The following is a 22,666-nucleotide window of genomic DNA, read 5'->3' on the forward strand; positions in this document are numbered from 1 at the left end:
TGACGGGCCGCGTTGCGCGGCCCGTGGCTTTTGCGCGGCCGTCTGGCCGGCTGCTCAGACGCGCGGCGTGTCGGGCTCGACGACGTCGCCGCCGAGCAGGTGCACACCTTCGCGCAGCTTCACGAACGCGGCCGCGACGGCTTCCGGTTCGCCCTTCACGCCAAGGTCGATATGACGACGCGCATAGATGCCGCCGCGCTCCGCATCGCCGACGCTCGGCAGGCTGAACACGCGCACGCCCGGGAAATCGCGCTCGATGCGCTCCATCAGCGGCGTGAGCGTCGATTCCGGCAGCTCGAACACGTACAGCGAGCGCTCCGCGTGCGGCGTCGCGTGATGCAGGTGCGCGTACTTCGTGTCGAGCACCCATTCGATCATCGGCCAGGCCATCACCGGGAAGCCCGGTACGAAATGCAGGTCGCCGGCCGAGAAGCCGGGAATCCGGTTATAGCCGTTCGGGATGATGGTCGCGCCCACCGGGAACACGCCCATGTTGAAGCGGTGCTGGTTCTCCGGCGAATCGAAGTCGACCGGCGTGGCCGGATCGGCGTGCGTTTCACGGATCCGCTCCGAAATCAGCGCCTTCGCTTCCGGATGCAGTTCGAGCGCCACGCCGAGCGCGGCGGCCGCGCACTGGCGCGTATGGTCGTCCGGCGTCGCGCCGATTCCGCCCGTCGAGAACACGATGTCGCCCGACGCGATCGCACGCGCGAGCGTCGCCGTGATGCGCGCCGGATCGTCGCCGACGTATTCGGCCCAGTCGAGCGCGAGGCCGCGCGCGCCGAGCAGCTCGATGACCTTCGCCAGATGCTTGTCCTGCCGGCGGCCCGAAAGGATTTCGTCGCCGATGATGATGATGCCGATGCTCATGCCTGCCCCATGTCGATTGCGGTGGCGCGCGCGCTCGCGCGCAGGTCTTCCAGCGCGCGCAGGCAATAGTGCCCGAACCACAGCGCGGAGAAGACGAGGATGAAAGCGTATACCCAGATCATGGCGGCCGCGACGAACGGGAACAGCACCATCATCCAGACCGACGAGACCCACACGAAGGTCGGCACGGTGCCGAGCAGCCCGGTCGCGACGCCGATGCCGATCAGCGGCCAGCGGTGCCGGCGCACGAGCGCGCGGCGCTCGTCGCGGCTCGCGTGCAGCGCGAGCGCGTCGTAGGTCATCACGCGGTACGTGAGCCAGCCCCAGATCACCGGCGGCAGCAGCGCGAAGAACGGCGGGATCAGCCACAGCGGGATCGTCACGACGAGCAGCACGACGCCGACGAGCGCCGCGCCGAGCGAATTGAACGCGCTGCCGAAGAAGGTGCCGCCCCGCTTCGATTCGAGCGCCGCGAACTGCCGGTTCGACAGGTGCTTGATCACGACCGGCATCGAGATCGTCGCGATCAGCAGCAGCACCGTCAGCACGATCAGCGGGATCGCGAGCGACACGACCACGAACGGCGCGACGACCGCATGCAGCTGCGACATGCCGATCGCGTCGAACGCGCGATACAGCATGGCCGTCAGCACGAAGCCGTCGAGCGCGCCGCGCGCGATATCCAGCAGCGTCTGCCACGAGAACCACAGCACGGCGCCCCAGAGCAGCGCCGAGACGACGAACGGCATCAGGGTGAGCCACAGCATGCGCGGGTGCAGCGCGCTGGCGAGCGCCCGGACGAAAGAGCGCAGCAAGTCGTTCATGCGAGCCTGTATCGACGGAGAAAAACGGGGAAAGGATAAACCACACGGCCCGCGTGCGCCGAAGCGCATGCGGGCCGTGTGGGAATGCCGTTCAACGGGAGCGGGAGCGCGTCAGGCCGACGCCGCGCCGCGCTTGGCGGGGAACAGGCGCCGGAAGATCCGCACGAACGCGAGGCCGTGCTGCGCCCAGAAGCCGTCGCCGTAGGACACGCCCTCGACCTGCTCGCGGATGCCGGTCGGCTCGACCGTGCGGTTCCACGACGCGGTGCCGAACATCATGTCCCACCACGGGAACAGCACGCCGAAGTTGCAGCCGTACTTGGTGCCTTCGTGACCGTAGCCGACCGCGTGGTGCCGCCGGTGGAAGATCGGGCTGACGAGCAGGCGCTCGCCGAGCCAGCCGAACGACAGGCGCGCATTCGTATGCTGGATGCTCTGCATGAAGTTCGTGAACGCGGTCAGCACGACGAACTGCGACGGCGTCACGCCGATCACGAGCGCGATCGCCGCGAAGAAGCACGACTGGAGCACGTCGTCGAGCAGGTGGTTGCGGTCGTCGCACCACAGCGACATCTGCCGCTGGCTGTGATGGACCGCGTGCAGCTCCCACCAGATGCCGAACTTGTGCTGCCAGCGGTGATACCAGTAACCGGCGAAATCAAGCACGACGAGGTAGATCGCGAACGAAACGATCGGCTTCGACGTCACGCCCGGCCACAGATAGTCGAGGTTGACGTTCGCGACGCCGTGCAGGCGCAGCCACGCCTGGAAGTTGTCGAACACCGGCTGCAGCGCGAAGAAGAAGAACAGCGTGTAGATGCCGAGCTTCGAGATCGCCGTGTAGATCACGTCGACCCGCACCGCGCGGCGGTTCTTCCAGCGTTCGACCGGCAGCAGCGCCTCGAGCGGACGCAGCAACGCGAACATCAGCACCATCTGAAGCGCGCCGATGATCACCCAGTACAGCGCGTCGTAGGTGTCCTCGTCATAGTCCATCAAGTTGAACTTGAAGAGGAGCGGCTGCACGACGTCGACGTACAGCCAGGTCTGGATGTCCGACACGAACGCATCGATCAGGTGCAGCATCGTTCGCCTCCGCCCGTCACGCGCCGTTCGCCGCCTTCCACGGCGCGCGGTCGTAGAAGTAGATGCCGTGCGGCGAGCGGCCGACGGCGATCGTCTGCACCAGCTTGCGCGAGGCCAGGTCGATGATCCCGACCTTCTTCGCGAAGCGGAACGTCACCCACAGCGTCTTCTTGTCGGCGGACAGCTCCATGTCGTCGGGGCCCGGCAGCAGGCCGGTGATGTCGCCGACGTTGGTGAGCGTGTTCTCGTCGATGATGCTGATCGTGTTCGCGACGCGGTTGGTCACCGCGACATGCGTGCCGTCGGCGAGCGAGCGGAAGTTGTGCGCGCCCTTGCCCGTGTAGATCTGCTTGACGATCTTCTGGTTGCGCCAGTCGACGACCGCGACGTAATCCGCGCCCGTCATCCCGATAAGCAGGAATTTGTCGTCCGGCGTGAGCCACAGGCCGGCCGGCACCTTGCCGACCTTCATCTTCCACTTGACCGTCTGCGTCGGCAGATCGATCGCCGCGATCTCGCCGGACACCTGCAGCGACACGAGCAGCGTCTTGCTGTCCTTCGTGAACGCGAGGTGGCTCGGCATCACCGCGAGCGGCACGCGCTTCACGAGCTTCAGGTCGCGGCCGTCGTAGCCGTAGATGTCGACGCGGTCGAGACGCAGGCCGGCCGCCGCGAACCACTTGCGGTCGGGCGAGAAGCCAAGCTGGTAAGGATCGTCGATCCCTTCGACGGTACGCTGCAGCTTGCCCGTCTTCGGATCGAGGAACATCAGGCTGTTCGAGACCGAATTTGCGACGATCAGCGACGCATTGTCGGGCGTCGCCATCAGGTGATGCGGCTCCTTGCCGGTCGGCATCGTGCTGACGACCTCGCGGGTCTGCTGGTCGATCAGGGAAAGCGTCGCTTCGGCCGAATTGAGGACGATCACGTTATTCGCGTGGGCGGCGGGCGCCAGTACGGCGGCGGCCAGCGCGAGCGTGCGGCCGAGGGAAAGGAAAGTGCGCATGAAGACTCACGTCGTGGAACAACCGTCATTGTAAAACGTTCGACCGGCCGCACCGGTTGACGGCAGCCGGCATTGCGCCACTTCGACGCCTGCCGCGGCGGCCGGATGGGCCGCCGCGGCAAGCCCCGCGCGGCCGGCCGGGGCTGGCCGCCGGTACGGGCCCGGGAAGCCGATGTTGCGCTAGCGCTGCATCGACTCCCAGACCTTGTGCAGGCGCTTCACAGAGACAGGCATCGGCGTGCGCAGTTCCTGCGCGAACAGCGAAATCCGCAGTTCCTCGAGCAGCCAGCGGAATTCCGCGAGCCGCGGGTCGGCGACGCCGCCGCGCTGCGACACCGCGCGCTGGTACTGCTGGGCGAGCGGCAGCAGGTCGGCCGACTGCTTCGCGTCGCGCGCCGGATCGGCCTTCAGCTTGTCGATCCGCAGCGCGATGCCCTTCAGGTAGCGCGGGAAGTGCGCCAGCTGCGTGTACGGCGTGTCGATCACGAAGCGCTTGCCGACCAGCGCGGCGAGCTGCTGCTGCAGGTCCGCGTGCGCCTGCGCGAACGGCTTCGCCTGCGCGAGCTTCTTCACGAGTCCCGCATATTCGGCCAGGACCTGGCCGACCAGCCGCGCGATTTCCTGCGCGAGCAGGTTCAGGCGGCTGCGGCCCTCGTCGCGGCGCGCGTGGAAGCTGGCGTCGTCGTCGGGCAGCGGGTCCTGCAGGCACGCGCGGTCGAGCGCCGTGTCGATCAGCTGGTCGCGCAGTTCGTCCTGCGTGCCGAGCGACATGTACTGCATCGCCATCTCGCGCAGGCCCGGCAGGTTCTTCTCGAGGAACTTGATCGGCTCCTTCAGCTGCAGCGCGAACAGCCGCCGCAGGCCCGCCCGGTGGATGCGCGCGGCCTCCTCCGGCGAATCGAACACCTCGACGTCGCAATGCGTGCCGCGGTCGACGAGCGCCGGGTAGCCGTACAGCGTCTGGCCGCGCCGGCGGATTTCCAGCAGCTCGGGCAGCTTGCCGAAATTCCAGGTGGTCAGGTTCTCGTACAGCGCCGTCGCGCCGGCTTCCGCCGGAGCGGCCGTCTGCGGCGCCGGACCCATGCCGGCCTTCGCGCTGCGGCCAACGGCACCGGCCGTGCCGGCCGTACCAGCCGCCGCCGGCGCCTGGCCGACCGGCTGACCTGCATCGGCATCGCCGCCCGTCGCGATCGTCGACGCGGCCGCGATCTTCTGGAATTGCTGCTGCGCCTGCGCGCCAAGCTCCTGTCGAAGCTGCGCGAGATTGCGCCCCATCGCGAGCTGGCGGCCGTGCTCGTCGATCACCTTGAAGTTCATGAACAGGTGCGCGGGCAGCGTCTCGAGCTTGAAGTCCGCCGTCTTCATCGCGATTTGCGTCTCGCCGCGCACGTCGGCGATCAGCGCCTCGACGAGCCCGCCCGCGCCGAAGCGCTCGCGGCCCATCCGCTCGACGAAACCGGCCGCGTACTCGGGCAGCGGCACGCAGTGCCGGCGCAGCTTCTGCGGCAGCGATTTCAGCAGCAGTTGCACCTTTTCCTTCAGCATCCCCGGCACGAGCCACTCGCAGCGGCGCGCGTCGACCTGGTTCAGCGCATACAGCGGCACCGCGAGCGTCACGCCGTCGCGCGGCGTGCCGGGCTCGAAGTGGTACGTGAGCGCCATCTCGACGCCGGCCATCGTCGCGCGCTTCGGGAACAGCTCCGTCGTCACGCCGGCCGCCTCGTGGCGCATCAGGTCGTCGCGCGACAGGTACAGCAGCCGATGCTTGTCCTCCGCCTGGCCGCCCTTCTTCACTTCGTCCCGATACCAGCGCTCGAACGCGACGCCCGTGTGGATCCCTTCCGGGATCGCCTGGTCGTAGTACGCGTAGATCAGCTCGTCGTCGACCAGCACGTCCTGACGGCGCGACTTGTGCTCGAGCTGCTCGATGTCGGCGAGCAGCTTGCGGTTGTGCGCGAAGAACGGCAGTTTCGTGTCGAACTCGCCTTCGACGAGCGCGCCGCGGATGAACAGCTCGCGCGCCCGCGCCGGATCCTGCTTGCCGAACGCGACACGCCGGCGGTGGTAGATCGGCAGCCCGTACAGCGTCGCGCGCTCGTACGCGCTGACCTGCGCCGGACGCTTTTCCCAGTGCGGCTCCGACAACGATTTCTTCAGCAGGTGCGCGCCGACCTTCTCGACCCATTCGGGCTCGATCTTCGCGAGGCAGCGCGCGTACAGCCGGCTCGTCTCGACGAGCTCGGCCGCCATCACCCAGCGGCCGGCCTTCTTCGCGAGCACGGAGCCCGGCCACAGGTAGAACTTGATTCCGCGCGCGCCGAGATAGTGCGGATCGTCGTCGGCTTTCAGGCCAAGGTTGCCGAGCAGGCCCGTCAACAGGGCCAGATGGACCTGCTCATAGGTCGCCTCGACTTCGTTCAGGCGCCAGCCGTGCTCGCGCACGACGGTCAGCAGCTGCGAATGGACGTCGCGCCACTCGCGCAGCCGCAGGTGCGACAGGAAGTTCTGCCGGCACGCGTCGATGAGCTGGCGATTCGACTTCTTGTGCGCGACGGCCTCTTCGAACCACGCCCAGATCTTCAGCCACTGCAGGAATTCGGAACGCTCGTCGGCAAACCGGCGATGCGCCTGGTCGGCCTGCTCCTGCGCCTCGATCGGCCGGTCGCGCGGGTCCTGCACGGACAACGCGCTCGCGATGATCAGCACCTCGCGCAGCGACTGCTGGTCGCGCGCGGCGAGAATCATCCGGCCCACGCGCGGGTCGAGCGGCAGCCGCGCGAGTTCGCGGCCGAGCGGCGTCAGCGCGTTGTCGTCATCGACCGCGCCGAGTTCATTGAGCAGTTGATAGCCGTCCGCGATCGCGCGGCCGGGCGGCGGTTCGAGGAACGGGAACGACTCGATCGCCGTCAGGTGCAGCGACTTCATCCGCAGGATCACCGACGCGAGCGACGAGCGCAGGATTTCCGGATCGGTGAAGCGCACGCGCGCCTGGTAGTCGCTTTCCTCGTACAAGCGGATGCAGACGCCGTCGGCCACGCGGCCGCAACGGCCCGCGCGCTGGTTCGCGGCCGCCTGCGAGATCGACTCGACCTGCAACTGCTCGACCTTGTTCCGGTACGAATAGCGCTTCACGCGCGCAAGGCCCGTGTCGACCACGTAACGAATGCCCGGCACCGTCAGCGACGTTTCGGCCACGTTGGTCGCGAGCACGATCCGGCGCGCATTCGACGCCTTGAACACCTTGTCCTGGTCGGCCGCCGAGAGCCGCGCGAACAGCGGCAGGATCTCGGTGTGCGGCGGGTGGTGCTTGCGCAACGCCTCGGCCGCCTCGCGGATCTCGCGCTCGCCGGGCAGGAATACCAGCACGTCGCCGGGGCCTTCGCGGCACAGCTCGTCGACCGCGTCGACGATCGCGTCCATCAGGTCACGCTCGGCTTCGCGCGCGGTCTTCACGCGGTCGCGGCCGCCCGTGCCTTCGGCGTTCTTCACGGCCGGGCGATCCTCGGCCACCGGACGGTAGCGCATCTCGACCGGATACAGCCGCCCGCTCACCTCGATCACGGGCGCCGGACGCTCGTCGGTGCCGAAATGGCGCGCGAAGCGATCGGCGTCGATCGTCGCGGACGTGACGATCAGTTTCAGGTCGGGCCGCCGCGGCAGGATTTCCTTCAGGTAGCCGAGCAGGAAGTCGATGTTCAGGCTGCGTTCGTGCGCCTCGTCGATGATCAGCGTGTCGTACGCCTTCAGCAGCGGATCGGTCTGCGTCTCGGCGAGCAGGATGCCGTCCGTCATCAGCTTCACGGACGCGCCCGGCGCGAGATTGTCGGTAAAGCGCACCTTGTAGCCGACCACCTCGCCGAACGGCGTGCCGAGCTCCTCGGCGATCCGGCGGCCGGTCGACGACGCGGCGAGCCGGCGCGGCTGCGTATGGCCGATCAGGCCCGTGCCGCCGGCGCCGAGGCCGCGGCCGAGGTCGAGACAGATCTTCGGCAACTGCGTGGTCTTGCCCGAGCCCGTTTCGCCGCAGACGATGACAACCTGATGACCGGCGATCGCGCGCGCGATTTCGTCGCGCTTGCCCGACACGGGCAGGCTTTCGGGATACGTGATCGGCGGAACGGGATTCGGCGCGACGACGGCGCGCGGCGCACGCTCGCGGCGCGGGCGCTCGCCCGTTGCCGGCGGTGCGCCCTTCGCGGCCGGTTGGCGCGCATCGCCGCGCCGTTCGTCGCCGCGCGGCCCGCGCGGCGCGTGTGCCGGCGCGCCCGCCGGCTGGTCCTGCTGCTGGCGCGGCGGCTGGCCCTGCTGCTCGCGGGCGTCGGCCGCACCATCCGGGTGCCGGGCCGACGGCGTATTGGCCCGCGTCGGCGCGGGACTTTTAGAAACATTCGACATGGGGGCGCATTATAATCCCGCCCATGAATTCCCAAACCGACCTCCCTCCCGCCCAGACCGGCGCCGCGACGCCGCCGGCCGCCGACGATTCGGCCGCCAGCCACGCGCAGTTCGTCGACTGGATGCGCTCCGTCGCGCCCTATATCCACAAGTTCCGCAACAGCACGTTCGTCGTGGGGTTTGGCGGCGAGGTGGTGCAGCAGGGGCTCCTGAACGCGCTCGTGTCCGACATCGCGCTGCTGCAGGCGATGGGCATCCAGATCGTGCTGGTACACGGCTCGCGCCCGCAGGTCGAGGAGCAACTGAGCCTGCATGGTGTCGAATCCGAGTTTTCGCACGGCCTGCGCATCACCGATGCGCGCGCGCTCGAATCCGCGAAGGAAGCGGCCGGTGAAGTGCGTCTCGACATCGAGGCCGCGATCAGCCAGGGGCTGCCGAACTCGCCGATGGCGCACGCGCACATCAGCGTCGTGTCGGGCAACTTCGTGACCGCGCGGCCGGTGGGGATTCTCGACGGAGTCGATTTCGCGCATACGGGCATCGTGCGCAAGATCGACGCCGAATCGATCCGTCATTCGCTCGCGAGCCGCAAGCTCGTGCTGCTGTCGCCGCTCGGTTTCTCGCCGACCGGTGAAGCGTTCAACCTGTCGATGGAAGACGTCGCGTCGGCGGCCGCGATCGCGCTGCGCGCCGACAAGATCATCTTCCTGACCGAAGCGCCGGGCATCGTCGACGACGAAGGCGAGCTGGTGCGCGAAATGTCGCTCGACGCGGCCGCCGAGCTGCTCGATTCCGGCAACGTCCAGGGCGACGACGCGTTCTTCCTGAAGCACTCGATCCGCGCGTGCCGCGGCGGCGTGACCCGTGCCCACCTGATCCCGCAGTCGCTCGACGGCAGCATGCTGCTCGAACTGTTCCTGCACGACGGCGTCGGCACGATGATCTCGTACGAGAACCTCGAAAGCCTGCGCGAGGCGACGCCGGACGACGTCGGCGGCATCCTGTCGCTGATCGAGCCGCTCGAGTCGGACGGCACGCTGGTGCGACGCGGCCGCCACCAGATCGAACGCGACATCGACCACTTCTCGGTGATCGAGCACGATGGCGTGCTGTTCGGCTGCGCGGCGCTGTATCCGTACCAGCAGGAGAAGATCGGCGAGATGGCGTGCCTGACGGTCGCGCCGGAAGCGCAGGGTTCGGGCGACGGCGAACGCCTGCTCAAGCGCATCGAGCAGCGCGCCCGCGCGCGCGGCCTCACGCACATCTTCGTGCTCACGACGCGTACTGAGCACTGGTTCCTCAAGCGCGGCTTCGTCAAGGTCAGCGTCGACGACCTGCCGGAAGACCGCCGCAAACTCTATAACTGGCAGCGCAAGTCGCTCGTGCTGATGAAGCAGCTCTGAGCGCAGGCACGACTGCCCTCCCCCCAGTTCGATTACAGGAGAAGTACACGATGGCTCGAATGATCCAATGCGCGAAGCTCGGCAAGGAAGCCGAAGGCCTCGATTTCCCGCCGCTGCCGGGCGAACTCGGCAAGCGCATTTACGAGAGCGTCTCGAAGGAAGCGTGGCAGGGCTGGCTCAAGCAGCAGACGATGCTGATCAACGAGAACCGCCTGAACATGGCCGACCCGCGCGCGCGCCAGTACCTGATGAAGCAGACGGAAAAGTACTTCTTCGGCGACGGCGCGGACCAGGCGTCCGGCTACGTGCCGCCGACGGAAGGCTGATGACTCGACGCGCGCGGCCGGCAGCCTGCCGGCCGCACGCTCCAGGAAAGACGGCACCGTGTTTCGCACGGTGCCGTTTTCTTTTGGCGATACGCATCCGGTGCGTCCCGGCCTCCCGCGCGGCAGCCTTGCGTGCCGCTCAGCCGGCCGGCTTCAGCGCACCGCCCTCGCCCGGCTGTGCATTCCCGTCAGCCGCGGATTCCGCGCTGCCGCCTTCGGTGCCCCATTCGGCCGCATCGCTGCGTTCGGCCGTCGATAGTTCATCCGCGCGATACCCGGTGCGATTCAGCAGCGCCAGCATGCAGACGAGCGACACGAGCGCGTAAAGCCCGGATGCGACCGCGACGCCGACGATGCTGCCGGTCGCGTTGAGGATCGCCTGCGCGAGCACCGGCGTGCCGCCGCCGACGACGAGCGCGCTCAGTTGATACGCGAGCGACAGGCCCGTGTAGCGGATGTTCGCGGGGAACACCCGCGCGAGCACGCCGCCGACCGCGCCATAGAACATCGCCGACGGAATCGTCGAGATGCACATGCCCGCGACGGCCACCCAGTACGAACGCGTCGCGAGCGCATGGAACATCACGGGCATCAGCACGATTTCCGGAATCAGGATCCAGCACATCGCGCGGCGCATGTCGACCTTCGACACGAACCACGCGCCGACCGGCTGCAGCAGGAACTGCACGACGAGCGAGATCGACAGGATGCCAAGGAACGTGCCCTGCGCGTAGCCGAGCTCCTTCGTCGCCCACGACAGCGCGAACGTGCTGCGGAAATACGTGACGTTGATCACCGGCAGCGTGCCGGCCGCGAGCAGCACGACCACCCAGTGATCGCGCACGACGTCGCGCAACGGCAGCTTCACCGTGCGCTTGCGCGCGAGCACGCGCTGCATGTCGGCCGATTCCTCGAGCTTCAGCCGGATCACCATGCCGATGATCACGAGCACGGCCGACAGCAGGAACGGAATGCGCCAGCCCCACATCAGGAACGACGGCGTCGGCAGCGCGCTCAGCGCGAAGAACGCGGCCGTGGCCAGCAGGTTGCCGGTGGGCGAACCCTGCTGCGCGAACGCCGCGTACAGGATGCTGCGATGCTTCGGCGCGTTCTCGCTCGCGATCAGCACCGCGCCGCCCCACTCGCCGCCGACCGCGATACCCTGCAGTACGCGCAGCACGACGAGGCCGGCCGGCGCCCAGACGCCGATCTGCGCGTAGCCGGGCAACAGGCCGATGCCGGTCGTCGCGAGGCCCATCATCACCAGCGTGATCACGAGCGCGGTCTTGCGTCCGACGCGATCGCCGAGGTGCCCGAACACGATGCCGCCGAGCGGCCGCGCGGCGAAACCGGCCCAGAACGTGACGAACGCGAGCAGCGTCGCGACGCCCGGGTCCATCGTGCTCGCAAAGAACACCTTGCCGAACACGAGCGCCGCGGCCGTGCCGTAGATGTAGAAGTCGTACCACTCGATCGTGGTGCCGACGAACGCCGCGAAGGCGGCGCGGCCGGGCCGCAGCTGCGGCTGAGCGGCGGACGGGGATTGCGGACGGCTCATTGATGTCTCCATGTCTGTGATCGGTGGCGCGACTGTCGCGCGCCTTTTCCGGGTGGCCGGCTCTACGCCGCCGGCCGGCGATGTTGCTGCAGGGTGCGTTGCCCTGTGTTGCGCTACTTTTCGTTGCGGTCCGCCAGCGCGTCATGCTCGCCTGCGGGCCCCGCCGGCCGGTCACGTCTGGTCGGTCTCGTCTGGTCGGGAACCGCCCTCAGAACGCCGGCCTCGAGCAATTGCTGCTGAAGCGCGCGATCGACGCCGAGCCGGTCGAGCACTGCACGCGTGTCGCCGCCCAGCGCGGGCGGCGGCGAACGGTAGGTAGCCGGCGTGCGCGACAGCTTCACCGGCGACGCGGTGCCGCGATACGCGCCGATCTCGACGAACAGGTTCCGGTGCAACGCATGCGGATCGTGCGCGACGTCGGCCACCGTCCGTACCGGCCCGCACGGCACGCCGGCCGCCATCAGGTCACGCGCGAGCGGCTCGCACGCGTGCGCGGCGAGCCGCGCTTCCAGTTCGGCCTTCAGCTCGGGCCGGTGCGCGCAGCGGCTGCGGTTGTCGACGAAGCGCGGATCGCTTGCGAGCGCCGGCGCGCCGAGATACGCGACGAGCCGCGCGAACTGCCGGTCGTTGCCGACCGCGAGGAAAACCGGCACGGTCGCCGTGCGGTAGCTGTCGTACGGCGCGATGTTCGGATGCGCGTTGCCGCTGCGCTCAGGCACGCGCCCGGAGCCGAAGAAGTTCGGCAGGTGCGGATGCAGCAGCGACACGCCGCAGTCGTACAGCGCGATGTCGATCGACTGTCCGCGCCCGCTCTTCTCGCGCTCGGCCAGTGCCAGCAGGATGCCGGCGAGCGCATTGAGCCCCGTGACCATGTCGACGATCGGCAAGCCGATGCGCGTCGCGTCGCCGTCGCGTTCGCCGTTGACGCTCATCAGCCCGGCCATCGCCTGGATCACCGCGTCGTAGCCGGGCAGCCCGCCGAGCGGGCCGTCGTCGCCGAAGCCCGTCACCGCGCAGTGGATCAGCCGCGGGAAGCGCGGCTGCAGGTCGCGTGCATAGTCCATCCCCCAGCGCGCGAGCGTGCCGGGCTTGAAGTTCTCGACGAGCACGTCGGCTTCTTCGAGCAGGCGCCACAGGATCGCGCGCCCTTCGTCGCGCGACAGGTCGAGCGCGAGCCCTTCCTTGTTGCGGTTGACGCCCATGAAATACCACGCGGTATCGCCGAGGAACGGCGGCCCCCAGCCGCGTGTTTCGTCGCCGTCCGGCGGCTCGATCTTGACCACCGTCGCTCCGTGGTCGGCGAGCGCCTGCGTACAGTACGGGCCGCCGAGCACTCGGCTCAGGTCGACGACTTTCAGGCCGTCCAGGGCGCCGCGGGTCGCGTTCGTCGCATTCGCCGCGCTCATCGTTCGACCTCCGGCAGCAGGTCGAGCGCCGTGTCGAGTGCGACCGGCGTGCCGCGCAGCAACGCATCGAACGCGGCCGATTCGTCGTCGCGCGACGCCGGCGCGAGCGGATCGACCGGCAGCAGCTTGTGGCGCACGATCAGGTGCGCGAGCGCGAGACGCCGGAAGTCCGGTGCAAGACGCACGCCCTCGCAGGCCATCAGCACGGCCGCGCTCGCGTAGTACAGCGCGGACGCGGCCTGCCGCACGCGAGCGTCGTCGCCTTCCGCCGCGACCCGCGCAAGTGCGTCGCAGGCGCGCGCGAGAATGCGCCGCAGCGCCGCGCGGCTCGCATCGGGCAGCGGCGCCGCGCCGAGCCGGTCGCCAAGGAACGCGCGCAGCGCATCGAGTGCGTGCTCGCGCTGCGCGGCCCGTGCGACGTCCAGCGCGACGATGTTGCTCGTGCCTTCCCAGATCGAGCCGAGATGCGCATCGCGCACGATGCGCGCGTCGCTCCATTCCTCGATGTAGCCGGTGCCGCCACGCACTTCCATCGCATCGCCCGTCACGCGGCGCGCGTCGCGGCATGCGCGAAACTTGATCAGCGGCGTCAGGATCCGCACGCAGCGCGCGGCCTGCTCGTCACCCGCGTCGGCCTGCGGCAGCAGCAGCGCAATCTGCATGAACATCGCGCGCGCGGCCTCGGCCGGCAGCAGCATCTTCATCAGCTGGCGCTGCATCAGCGGCATCTCGATCAGCTTGCGGCCGAACGCCTCGCGATGTGCGGCGACGTGCAGCGCCTCGTTCAACGCGCGCCGCATCAGCCCCGCCGCGCGCACGCCGTTCGACAGCCGCGACATGTTGATCATGTCGGCCATCTGGTGAAAACCGCGGCCGATCTCGCCGATCAGGAACGCCTGCGCGCCGTCGAGCGCGATCTCGCCGCTCGCCATCGAACGGCTGCCGAGCTTGTCCTTCAGGCGCACGATCCGGTAGCGGTTGCGCGTGCCGTCCGGCAACGTCTTCGGCAGCAGGAACAGCGCAAGGCCCTTGATGCCGTCCGGCGCGCCGTCGGGCCGCGCGAGGACCATCGCGAGATCGGCGTCCGCGTTCGAGCAGAACCATTTGTCGCCGGTCAGGCGCCAGACGGTCTCGCCGTGTGCGTCCGTCTCGCGCACTGCGCGCGTCGCGATCCGGGCGACGTCGGAGCCGGCCGCCTGCTCGGTCATGAACATCGCGCCCTGATACAGCGTGTCGAAGTCGCGCGATGCAAGCATCGGCAGGTAACGCGCGACAAGCGCCGGATCGCCGAAGCGGCGCAGCGTGCGCGTCAGCGAGTCGGTCATGCTGACCGGGCAGCACAGCCCGAACTCCGCCTGCACGAACAGGAACGTCAGCGCGTACTTGACGAGCGGCGGCACGGATTCCGGCCCGTGGCTCAGCGATGCGAGCCCGAGCTCCGCATAGGCAACGCGTTCGAGCGCGACGTACGCGGGATCCTTGTCGATCCGCTGCACGGCCTCGCCGCGCCGGTTGCGATGCTCGAGCACGGGCGGGTGCTTGTCCGCGCGCGATGCCCACTCGTCGAGCTCGCCCGACACGCGTGCGCCGAGCGCGCGCAGCCGCGGCTCGAGTTCGGCATAGTGCGCGTCGCCGAGATGCAGCTTCAGCAACGCGCCGAGGTCGGGATCGGTGGAGAAGAAATTGATGCCCCGACTGTCGGGGATGTTGGATGCGCCGGCGTCCGGCGTGCGAGCGGTGTCGTTCATGCGTGCGTCTCCTGGGTTGCCTGCACGTCGGCTGGAGGCGCCGCCGCGGCGCCCGGCCAGTCCCGCGCAAAGCCTTCCGCAGAGCGTAGGCGTGCGATCGATAAGCGTCCAATACAGGATTTATCCGGTACGATAGATATCGCTTATCGATGCCGACGCCGGGAGGAGACACCATGGAACTGAGGCAGTTGCGCTACTTCGTGGCGGTCGCCGAGGAACTGCATTTCGGGCGCGCCGCGAAGCGCCTGTTCATCTCGCAGCCCGCGCTGAGTTTCGACATCCGCAAGTTCGAGGACGCGCTCGGCGTGCAATTGTTCTCGCGCACCAACAAGACCGTCGCGCTGACCAACGCGGGTGAGGTGCTGCTCGGCGAAGCGCGCCGGCTGCTGCTGCAGGCGGCCGAAGCCGAGCGTCTGACGGTGCGCTCGGCTTCAGGCCTCGCGGGGCGGCTGCGGATCGGCTTCGTCCATTCGATGCTGTATCGCGGGCTGCCCGATGCGGTGCGGCGCTTCGAGGCCGACTACCCGGGCGTCGAGGTCGTGCTGAGCGAAATGAACACGCAGGCGCAGGTGCAGGCGATCCAGCGCGGCCAGATCGATCTCGGCTACGCGCACTGGGGCCACTTCCCGCCCGAGGTCGAATCGGTACCCGTCTATGCGGAGCCGTTCGTGTGCTGCCTGCCGGCCACGCATCCGCTCGCTCGGCGCAAGCAGGTCGCGCTCGCCGCGCTCGCGACGGAACCGTTCATCCTGTTTCCGCGCGAAGCGGCGCCGCACTATCACGACCTGATCATCGCGCAGTGCGTGAACGCGGGATTCAGTCCGCTGATCCGCCACGAAGCGCGGCTGTGGCAGACGATCCTGTCGATGATCGAGTTCGGGATGGGCGTCGCGCTGGTGCCGCGCGTGCTGCAACAGGCAAAGAGCGACCGGCTCGCGTTCCGGCCGCTGAAGGATGCGTCGCTCGAATCGCGCACGCTCGCGTTGAAGCGCAGCGGCACCGCCGAGCCGGTCGCGCTGCGCTTCGCCGACTACGTGCGCGCATCGATCGACGGGCTGCCCGCGCTCGCGGGCTGAGCGCGCGCGCCCGCCTCTACGTCACGACTTCGCGCCGGGCTGCAGCACCGGCTGCGCGCGTCGATACCACACCGCATACACGACCGACAGCGCAACCAGGAACGGAATGCCGAAGATCAGCGTCATGTGGAATTCCGCCGTGAAGTAGGTCGTCACCATCACCGCGAGCATCAAGCCTGCGCCGAGCAACGTCAGCAGCGGAAAACCGCGCATCCGGAACGCGGGCGCCGGCAGGCCGAGCGCCGCGCGACGACGCCGGAAGCAGTAGTGTGTGACGAAGATCATCATCCACGTGAACAGCGCGCCGAACATCGACACGGCCATCATGATCGTGAACGACGCGTCCGGATACAACACGCTCAGCACGGTCGCAAGCGCGATGCCGAGCGTCGACAGCATCAGCGCGCCGAACGGTACGCCGCGTGCGTTCACTTCCCCGAGCGCCTTCGGCGCATGCCCCGCACGCGACAGGCTGAACATCATCCGCGTCGTGATGTAGAGCTGGCTGTTCATCGCGGACAGCGCGGCGATCAGCACGACGAAGTTGATCAGTCCGGCCGCGCCCGGCAGGTGGATGGCCTCCATCACCTTCACGAACGGGCTTTCGTCGCGCCCCGCCGCCGTCCACGGCACGATCGCGAGCATCAGCGCGAGCGTGACGAGGTAGAACAGCACGAGCCGCACGATCGTCGAGCGGAACGCACGCGTGACCGCGCGCTCGGGATCCTCGGCTTCACCGGCCGCGACCGCGATCATCTCGATGCTCAGGTAGCTGAAGATCGACACGATCACCGCGACCCAGGTGCCCCACGCCCCCTTCGGAAAAAAGCCGCCGTGCTCCGTGTAATGATGGAATCCCGCGCGTGCCGCGCCGTCGCCGACCAACCCCGGATTGCCGAACACGACATAGGCGCCGAGCACGATGAAGCCGACGATCGCCGCGATCTTCACGACCGAGAAGCCGTACTCGACCGCGCCGAACACATCGACGCTGCGCGCGTTGACGAACACCAGCAGCGCGGAGAACCCGACGATCCACAGCCAGCCCGGCACGCCCGGCAACCAGTACTTCATGTACAGCGCGATCGCCGTGACCTCGGTGCCGACCGCGAGCACGATGCACGCCCAGTACGCGTAGCGCACGAGGAACCCGGCCCACGGGCTCACGTAATGTTCGGCGTATGCGCCGAACGAACCGGAGGTCGGGTGCGCGACCGTCATCTCGGCGAGGCAGCCCATCAGCAGCAGCGAGATGAACGCGCCGATCGCGTAGCTGACGAGCACGCTCGGGCCCGCGAAGCCGATCGCGAAGCCGCTGCCGAGAAAGAGGCCGGTGCCGATGGCACCGCCGATCGCGATCATCGCCATCTGCCGTGCGGAAAGCGTGCGGCGCAGGCCTTGCTCGCGCGCCGCGATATGCTGGAATTGCCCTTCTGTTTGCATCGAATGACCTCGTTCGAAAGCGATTGTCCGGCCGGAATGTCGACGGCGCGCGGCCCGGCGCCGGACCGGCCGGCCGCCGCGCGCCGCGGGCTCAGAACATGTGGCGCAGGCCGGCCGCAACGCCCGTCTGGTTGCCGCGTCCGGGCATTTCAGTGAACGCGCCGCCCGTCACGCGGTTGTAGTCGACCGTCGCGTAGACCTGCGTTGCCTTCGACAAAGCGTACTCGGCCTCGAGCACGCCCGTGTAGCGCTTGCCGCCGTTCCCGGCCACGCCGTTGACGTTGCGGATGTCGTCGTAATACGCGACGCCCGTCACCGACACGGCCGGCGTGACCTTGACGCTCGCGCCCGTATAGAAGATCGCGTCGCGACGCGGGTTGTCCGCGAACGCACCGTAGGTCACGTCGCGGTCCGGCGCGTTCAGCAGTTGCTGGTCGAGCATGCCCGTGCGGTCGATGCCGCCGAGATAGCCCGCGTACAGCGTCGCCGCGCCGAACGCGTAGCGTGCGCCCGCGCCCCACGCCTGCTGCGCGCGGCTGTTCAGGTCCCGCACCTGCTGGTAGGTCGCGCCGACCATCAGCCCGCCCTGCGTGTACGACACGTGCGTGCCCCAGTACGCATTCGCGCCGAGGCTGCCCGCGACACCGCCGAAGCCGTAGCTCGCGCCGACGTTCAACCCGCCGAACGTGCCGTCGTAGCTGACGACGTTGCTCGCACGGCCTTGCGTGAGAAAATACGGCCACATGTTGGCCGTATAGTTGCCGACCGTCAGCGGATCGAGATCGCCGAACAGGTTGAACGCCTCGGTCGCCTGGCGGCCGAGTTTCACGGTACCCCAGTCGCTCGCAAGACCGACATACGCGTAGCGGCCGAACAGCGCGCCGTCGAGCTGCCCGTTCTGCGGCTCGAAGCCGCTCTCGAGCTGGAAGATCGCCTTCAGGCCGCCGCCGAGCGCTTCGCTGCCCTTCAGCCCCCAGCGGCTGTTCGTGATCGCGCCGTTGGTCATCTGCACGCTTGCACCGTTCGACGCATCGGCATGCGTCGTGTAGCGAATGCTCTGGTCGACGATCCCGTACAGCGTCACGCTGTTCTGCGCCATCGCGCCGCTCGCGGCAAGCGCACTCGCCATCATTGGCAGTGCGAATCGATTGATTGTCCTCATGTTCTCCTCCAGTCCTGTTGTCGTTGGTCGATGATTGCGAGACTGCACACCGCGCAATGCGGCGTTCCTGCTAGGTGCGTGCCACGGGCAGCGCGACGTACGCGACGAGTTCGACGCGCATCGCCGGATGCGCGAAACCCTGCACACCGACGCACGTCCGGTTCGGATACGGTTCGCGGAAGTGGCGCCGGTATTCGGCGTCGAATTCGGGCATCGCCTTCACGTCGGACAGGTAGACGAGCACCTGCGCGACGTCGTCCATCGTCGCGCCGGCCGCCGCGACGGCCTTCGCGAGATTCGCGAGCGTGATGCGCGCCTGTTCGGTCATCGTGTCGCCGGCGATCGCACCGGATGCGTCGACCGGCCCGTGCCCCGTAAACATCAACCCGCCAGCGCGGGTCGCCCACGAGAATGGTTGTGCAAGCTGCGGCAGGTCGACCGGGATCGTTTCAGCCATCGTGTCCTCCTTGTGATCGGGGCCGGGACATTCACGCGGCCTGCCGCGACGCGCCGCCGAGCACATCGGCGATCGCGTTCGCGACGTGGTCGACGTTCGCATCGTTCAGGCCCGCGATGCACATGCGGCCGGAGCGCAGCAGATAGACGCCGTGCGATGCACGCAACCGGTCGACGTCGGTCGCGGCCATGCCCGTGTAGCTGAACATCCCGCGCTGCGCGACGAGTGCGTCGAACGCACGGTCCGGCAGCCGCGCGTCGAGCCGCGCCTTCAGTTCGCCGCGCATCCGCTTGATGCGCGTGCGCACCTGCGCGACCTCGTCCTCCCAGCGCGCGCGCAGCGCGTCGTCGTTCAGCACGGTCGACACGAGTTGCGCGCCGAACAGCGGCGGGCTCGAATAGGTGCGGCGTACGCCGGCCTGCAACTGACTCAGCACCGTCGCGGCCTCGCCCGCGTTCGCGCAGACGACCGACAGCCCGCCGACGCGCTCGCCGTACAGCGAGAAGTTCTTCGAAAACGAATTGCCGACGATCGCGGGCAACCCGGCATCGACGATCGCGCGCACGGCCCATGCGTCGTCGGCGAGACCATCGCCGAAGCCCTGGTACGCCATGTCGAGGAACGGAATCAGTCCGCGCCGCGCGAGCACGTCGATCACCGCGCGCCATGCGTCGCGGCCGAGGTCGAGCCCCGTCGGGTTGTGGCAGCACGGCTGCAGCAGCACGACGCTGCGCGCCGGCAACGCATCGAGCGCGGCAAGCATCGCGTCGACGCGGATGTCATTGCGCAATGCGTCGTAGTACGGATACGTGTGCACGTCGAGGCCGGCGGCCGAGAAGATCACGCGATGGTTGTCCCACGTCGGGTCGCTGATCCAGATCGCACTGTCGGGGAAATAGCGCTTCACGAATTCCGCGCCGAGCCGGATCGCGCCCGAGCCGCCGAGCGTCTGCAGCGTCGCGATGCGCCCTTCCGCGAGCGCCGCGCAGTCGTCGCCGAACACGAGGCGCTGCACGCCCTGCCGATACGCGGCAAGCCCTTCCATCGGCAGATAGGTGTGCGGCGCGCCGGCTTCGCGCAAACGCTCGGCCGCGATGCGCGTGCTGTCGAGAACCGGAATCCGGCCGGCGTCGTCGTAGTAGAGGCCGATGCTCAGGTTGACCTTGCGCGGATGCGCATCCTGCTGGAAGGCCTGGAACAGCGACAGGATCGGATCGCCCGGATAGGCGGGAATGTGTTCGTACATGGCGAAATGGCGGTAGAGGTTGAAAGCGGCGGCGCGACCGGCGGCATCACGTTGCGCCGGGACGGGCAGTCGGGACATGGGGCGCATGTTATCGAGGACGAAATAGAATGAGCTTCACTTTTCGATGACGAACCCGCCCGATTGCAGTAGAGTCTGCGGATCCAATCTCAAAATTCACCGGATTCTGCGAAATGACTCTGGATCGAACCGATATGCGGATCCTCCGGCACCTCGAACGGGACGGGCGCATCAGCAATCAGGACCTCGCGAACGCGGTCGCGCTGTCGCCGTCGGCATGCCTGCGGCGCGTGAAACTGCTGGAGGAACGCGGCGCCATTGCCGGGTATCGCTGCGCGATCGAACCGAAGAAAGTCGGCGTCGCGTTCGAGGCGCTCGTGCATGTGTCGATGCGGCCTGACGTACCCGAGTGGCACGACCGGTTCGTGGAAGCGATCCAGCAGTGGCCGGAGGTCATCGCGGCGCAGATCGTCACGGGCGGGTCGAACTACGTGCTGACGGTTCGCGCGCGCGACCTCGATCACTATTCGGATTTCGTGATCAACCAGCTGCACCGCGCCGCGGGCGTGATGTCGATCAACTCGAGCATCGTGCTCGCGACGCTCAAGCGCGACGGATCGATCCTGGATCTCGTCGAGCCGTCCGCAGCCGGCTGACCGATCGTTGCGCGGGTCTGAAAAATATTTGCAGAAAGTACTTTACAGACCCTCAAAGCACTGACATAATTTCAGCTTCTTTGGGCGGTTAGCTCAGCGGTAGAGCACTGCCTTCACACGGCAGGGGTCACTGGTTCGATCCCAGTACCGCCCACCAAAGAATTCAAGGCCCTGCGTCTCACGACGCAGGGCCTTTTCGTTTTGGTGCGCCAGATTCACGGCGCGGCTCCGTCATCACCTCCCCGGCGAACCTGCCTCTCGACCTCGCCCCCCCTTTCGCGACCGGCTCGTGGATTTGCGCCTGCGGAAAATCAATGCCGGTGCGGTCAACCCGCTGGCGCTCAGTGCGGTTTTCCAACAATATTGCCGCATGGCCAATCGGAATCCCGCGCAGAAACACGGTCGTTCAAACGCTGTTTGACCATGGCGTGCGTCGATTCGCCAAACACCAATAGCTCGTATCGGCTGATGCCAATCAGGCAAATGCGCTATCAGCGGCAAAATCTCCCATTTCTTCGTGCTTCGAGCGCCGCCCGATCAACGCCGCCTCCCGGTCCGGCGGACCGACAAAGATCAGACATTTCATTCAGCCCACTTTCATGCTTTCATCACGAAAGAAAGAAAATTGCCAGTGTAATTTTTGGTAATTCTTCTGTAACATTTGTAGAAATCCGGATGCATAGAATCCTTACACCAAATAACAACCAGCCGAATCGGCATCGCATTTAGGCACGAAATCATGACTTGCGATGGTGAGAGCTGGTGATAGAGATTGCACACCCATGGCACAAGAGAAGAACGACTACACCCTGTGGCTTACCGGTCTGAGCGGCGCCGGCAAGTCAACCCTCTCGCGCGAAATTGCAAAGCAATTGCGCGCGCGCGGCATTCCGACTTGCATACTCGACGGCGACGAATTGCGGTCAGGCGTATCTCCCGATCTCGGTTTCTCGCGCGAAGATCGTACCGAGAACTGCCGTCGCACCGCCGAAATGGCGAAATTGCTCAATGCGCAGGGTTTTACCGTCATCGTCGCGCTGATCTCGCCTTATGAAGCCGACCGGCAACGCGCACGACATATCGTCGGCGCAGATCGGTTCGTCGAGGTTTATCTGAAAACCGATATTGCGACCTGTTCCGCACGCGATCCGAAGCAGCTTTACGCAAAAGCGATCACCGGCCAGACGACGCAATTCACCGGCATCTCGGATCCCTACGAAGTACCGGTCACACCCGATGTCGTTGTCGAAACCGGGACGATGGATATCGCGTCGTCGGTCGCGCACATCATGGCGTTCGAGCGGCAGCGGTTCACGCACGCTTAATACCGCCCGGTTTCATTCCCCTTCAGGCGACACCCGGTTCACTTTCCGGCGATCGGACCGGCCACACTGGCCGGCCCGGTGCCGGTAACGACACGCTGCGGAATCGCCCGCGCCCCAACGCCTGTCCAGTTCGTCGGCATTCGTCGAATTTCCGCCGAAAAAACACAACGCACTGCGACATGACGGCGGCCACGCAAGCTTGGCCGAATCGTTGCGCGACTACCCCACCCGCTCCGCCGTCGCATCGAACGCGCGCTTCGCCTTGTCGACGATCTCGTCGACCTCCGCCTCGCGTATCACGAGCGGCGGCGACAGCAGCATCCGGTCGCCGGTCGCGCGCATGATCAGGTTGCCGTTGAAGCAGAAGTCGCGGCAGATCGTGCCGATATCGACACCCGCACCGAACCGCTCGCGCCGGCCGCGATCGCGCGCAAGCTGAACGCCCGCGACCAGACCCGTGCCTGCAATCTCCCCGACGACCGGATGATCACCCAGCGCGTCGCGCAGCCGGCGCTGGAAATACGGCCCGATGTCGCTCTTCACGCGCTCGACGATCCCTTCGTCGCGCAGCAGCTTCAGGTTCGCGACCGCGACGGCTGCCGCCACCGGGTGGCCCGAGTACGTGAGCCCGTGATTGAATTCGCCGTTGTCGATGATCGGC

General features: G+C 67.4%; 18 protein-coding genes and 1 tRNA gene. 6 read left to right on the plus strand and 13 right to left on the minus strand.

All coding sequences use genetic code 11. The features are described from left to right. Positions 1–54: 54 nt before the first annotated feature. The 5 genes from HWX87_RS13100 to hrpA form a co-directional block, all read right to left on the minus strand. Entirely contained in the window at positions 55–870 is an 816-nt protein-coding gene (locus HWX87_RS13100; RefSeq protein WP_176047481.1) for a molybdopterin-binding protein, read from the minus strand. After that, entirely contained in the window at positions 867–1,694 is an 828-nt protein-coding gene (locus HWX87_RS13105) for an EI24 domain-containing protein (RefSeq protein WP_176047482.1), read from the minus strand. Before HWX87_RS13105 ends, HWX87_RS13100 begins: the two co-directional genes overlap by 4 nt. A gap of 111 nt (positions 1,695–1,805) precedes the next feature. Continuing rightward, positions 1,806–2,780, minus strand: coding sequence for a sterol desaturase family protein (locus HWX87_RS13110; RefSeq protein WP_176047483.1), 975 nt, complete (start codon positions 2,778–2,780; stop codon positions 1,806–1,808). A 16-nt stretch (positions 2,781–2,796) separates the two neighbouring features. Further along, complete coding sequence (locus tag HWX87_RS13115; protein ID WP_176047484.1) at positions 2,797–3,786, minus strand: beta-propeller fold lactonase family protein; 990 nt, start codon at positions 3,784–3,786, stop codon at positions 2,797–2,799. 180 nt (positions 3,787–3,966) lie between these two features. After that, a complete protein-coding gene (gene hrpA, locus HWX87_RS13120) occupies positions 3,967–8,181 on the minus strand; it encodes an ATP-dependent RNA helicase HrpA (RefSeq protein WP_176047485.1) in 4,215 nt (1,404 codons plus the stop codon). A 23-nt stretch (positions 8,182–8,204) separates the two neighbouring features. Here hrpA and argA point away from each other — a divergent pair, with 23 nt between their 5' ends. Together argA and HWX87_RS13130 are read left to right on the plus strand one after the other, a co-directional pair. Next, positions 8,205–9,584, plus strand: coding sequence for an amino-acid N-acetyltransferase (argA, locus tag HWX87_RS13125; protein WP_014896599.1), 1,380 nt, complete (start codon positions 8,205–8,207; stop codon positions 9,582–9,584). Between the two features lie 50 nt (positions 9,585–9,634). Further along, on the plus strand, positions 9,635–9,910 hold the full coding sequence (locus tag HWX87_RS13130; protein WP_006478357.1) for an oxidative damage protection protein: 276 nt from the start codon (positions 9,635–9,637) through the stop codon (positions 9,908–9,910). Positions 9,911–10,049: 139 nt separating this feature from the next. On the opposite strand, the gene HWX87_RS13135 is transcribed toward HWX87_RS13130, so the two are convergent. From HWX87_RS13135 to HWX87_RS13145, 3 genes are all read right to left on the minus strand, one after another. Continuing rightward, on the minus strand, positions 10,050–11,468 hold the full coding sequence (locus tag HWX87_RS13135) for an MFS transporter (RefSeq protein ID WP_176047486.1): 1,419 nt from the start codon (positions 11,466–11,468) through the stop codon (positions 10,050–10,052). A 113-nt stretch (positions 11,469–11,581) separates the two neighbouring features. Beyond that, positions 11,582–12,874: a CoA transferase gene (locus HWX87_RS13140; protein WP_244137661.1), complete on the minus strand. Its 1,293-nt coding sequence runs from the start codon at positions 12,872–12,874 to the stop codon at positions 11,582–11,584. Then, positions 12,871–14,622, minus strand: a complete 1,752-nt coding sequence (locus HWX87_RS13145; protein WP_176047487.1) for an acyl-CoA dehydrogenase family protein — start codon at positions 14,620–14,622, stop codon at positions 12,871–12,873. Before HWX87_RS13145 ends, HWX87_RS13140 begins: the two co-directional genes overlap by 4 nt. Positions 14,623–14,795: 173 nt before the next feature. On the opposite strand from HWX87_RS13145, the gene HWX87_RS13150 reads away from it, so the two are divergent. Further along, entirely contained in the window at positions 14,796–15,698 is a 903-nt protein-coding gene (locus HWX87_RS13150) for a LysR family transcriptional regulator (RefSeq protein WP_176047488.1), read from the plus strand. A gap of 21 nt (positions 15,699–15,719) precedes the next feature. Here HWX87_RS13150 and HWX87_RS13155 read toward each other — a convergent pair whose 3' ends face one another. The 4 genes from HWX87_RS13155 to HWX87_RS13170 all read right to left on the minus strand — a co-directional run bounded on the left by HWX87_RS13155 (position 15,720) and on the right by HWX87_RS13170 (position 20,006). Further along, entirely contained in the window at positions 15,720–17,141 is a 1,422-nt protein-coding gene (locus tag HWX87_RS13155; protein ID WP_176047489.1) for an amino acid permease, read from the minus strand. 91 nt (positions 17,142–17,232) lie between these two features. Next, entirely contained in the window at positions 17,233–18,270 is a 1,038-nt protein-coding gene (locus tag HWX87_RS13160; RefSeq protein ID WP_176047510.1) for a porin, read from the minus strand. Between the two features lie 103 nt (positions 18,271–18,373). Continuing rightward, positions 18,374–18,760, minus strand: coding sequence for a RidA family protein (locus HWX87_RS13165; protein WP_176047490.1), 387 nt, complete (start codon positions 18,758–18,760; stop codon positions 18,374–18,376). A gap of 31 nt (positions 18,761–18,791) precedes the next feature. Next, positions 18,792–20,006 carry an amino acid aminotransferase gene (locus tag HWX87_RS13170; RefSeq protein ID WP_176047491.1) on the minus strand — a complete coding sequence of 405 codons (1,215 nt, stop codon included), beginning with the start codon at positions 20,004–20,006 and terminating at the stop codon, positions 18,792–18,794. Positions 20,007–20,197: 191 nt separating this feature from the next. Between HWX87_RS13170 and HWX87_RS13175 the strand changes: the two genes are divergently transcribed. From HWX87_RS13175 to cysC, 3 genes are all read left to right on the plus strand, one after another. Continuing rightward, the gene (locus HWX87_RS13175; protein WP_176047492.1) at positions 20,198–20,680 is read left to right on the plus strand and encodes an Lrp/AsnC family transcriptional regulator; all 483 of its coding nucleotides are present in this window, start codon (positions 20,198–20,200) and stop codon (positions 20,678–20,680) included. Positions 20,681–20,762: 82 nt separating this feature from the next. Continuing rightward, positions 20,763–20,837, plus strand: a tRNA-Val gene (locus tag HWX87_RS13180). A 625-nt stretch (positions 20,838–21,462) separates the two neighbouring features. After that, entirely contained in the window at positions 21,463–22,005 is a 543-nt protein-coding gene (gene cysC, locus HWX87_RS13185) for an adenylyl-sulfate kinase (RefSeq protein ID WP_244137662.1), read from the plus strand. A 219-nt stretch (positions 22,006–22,224) separates the two neighbouring features. On the opposite strand, the gene HWX87_RS13190 is transcribed toward cysC, so the two are convergent. Further along, positions 22,225–22,666 (minus strand): aminotransferase class III-fold pyridoxal phosphate-dependent enzyme (locus HWX87_RS13190; protein WP_176047494.1); only part of this gene is annotated, 442 nt, incomplete at its 5' end.

The organism is Burkholderia sp. BCC1644 (assembly GCF_902833225.1).
GTDB lineage: Bacteria > Pseudomonadota > Gammaproteobacteria > Burkholderiales > Burkholderiaceae > Burkholderia.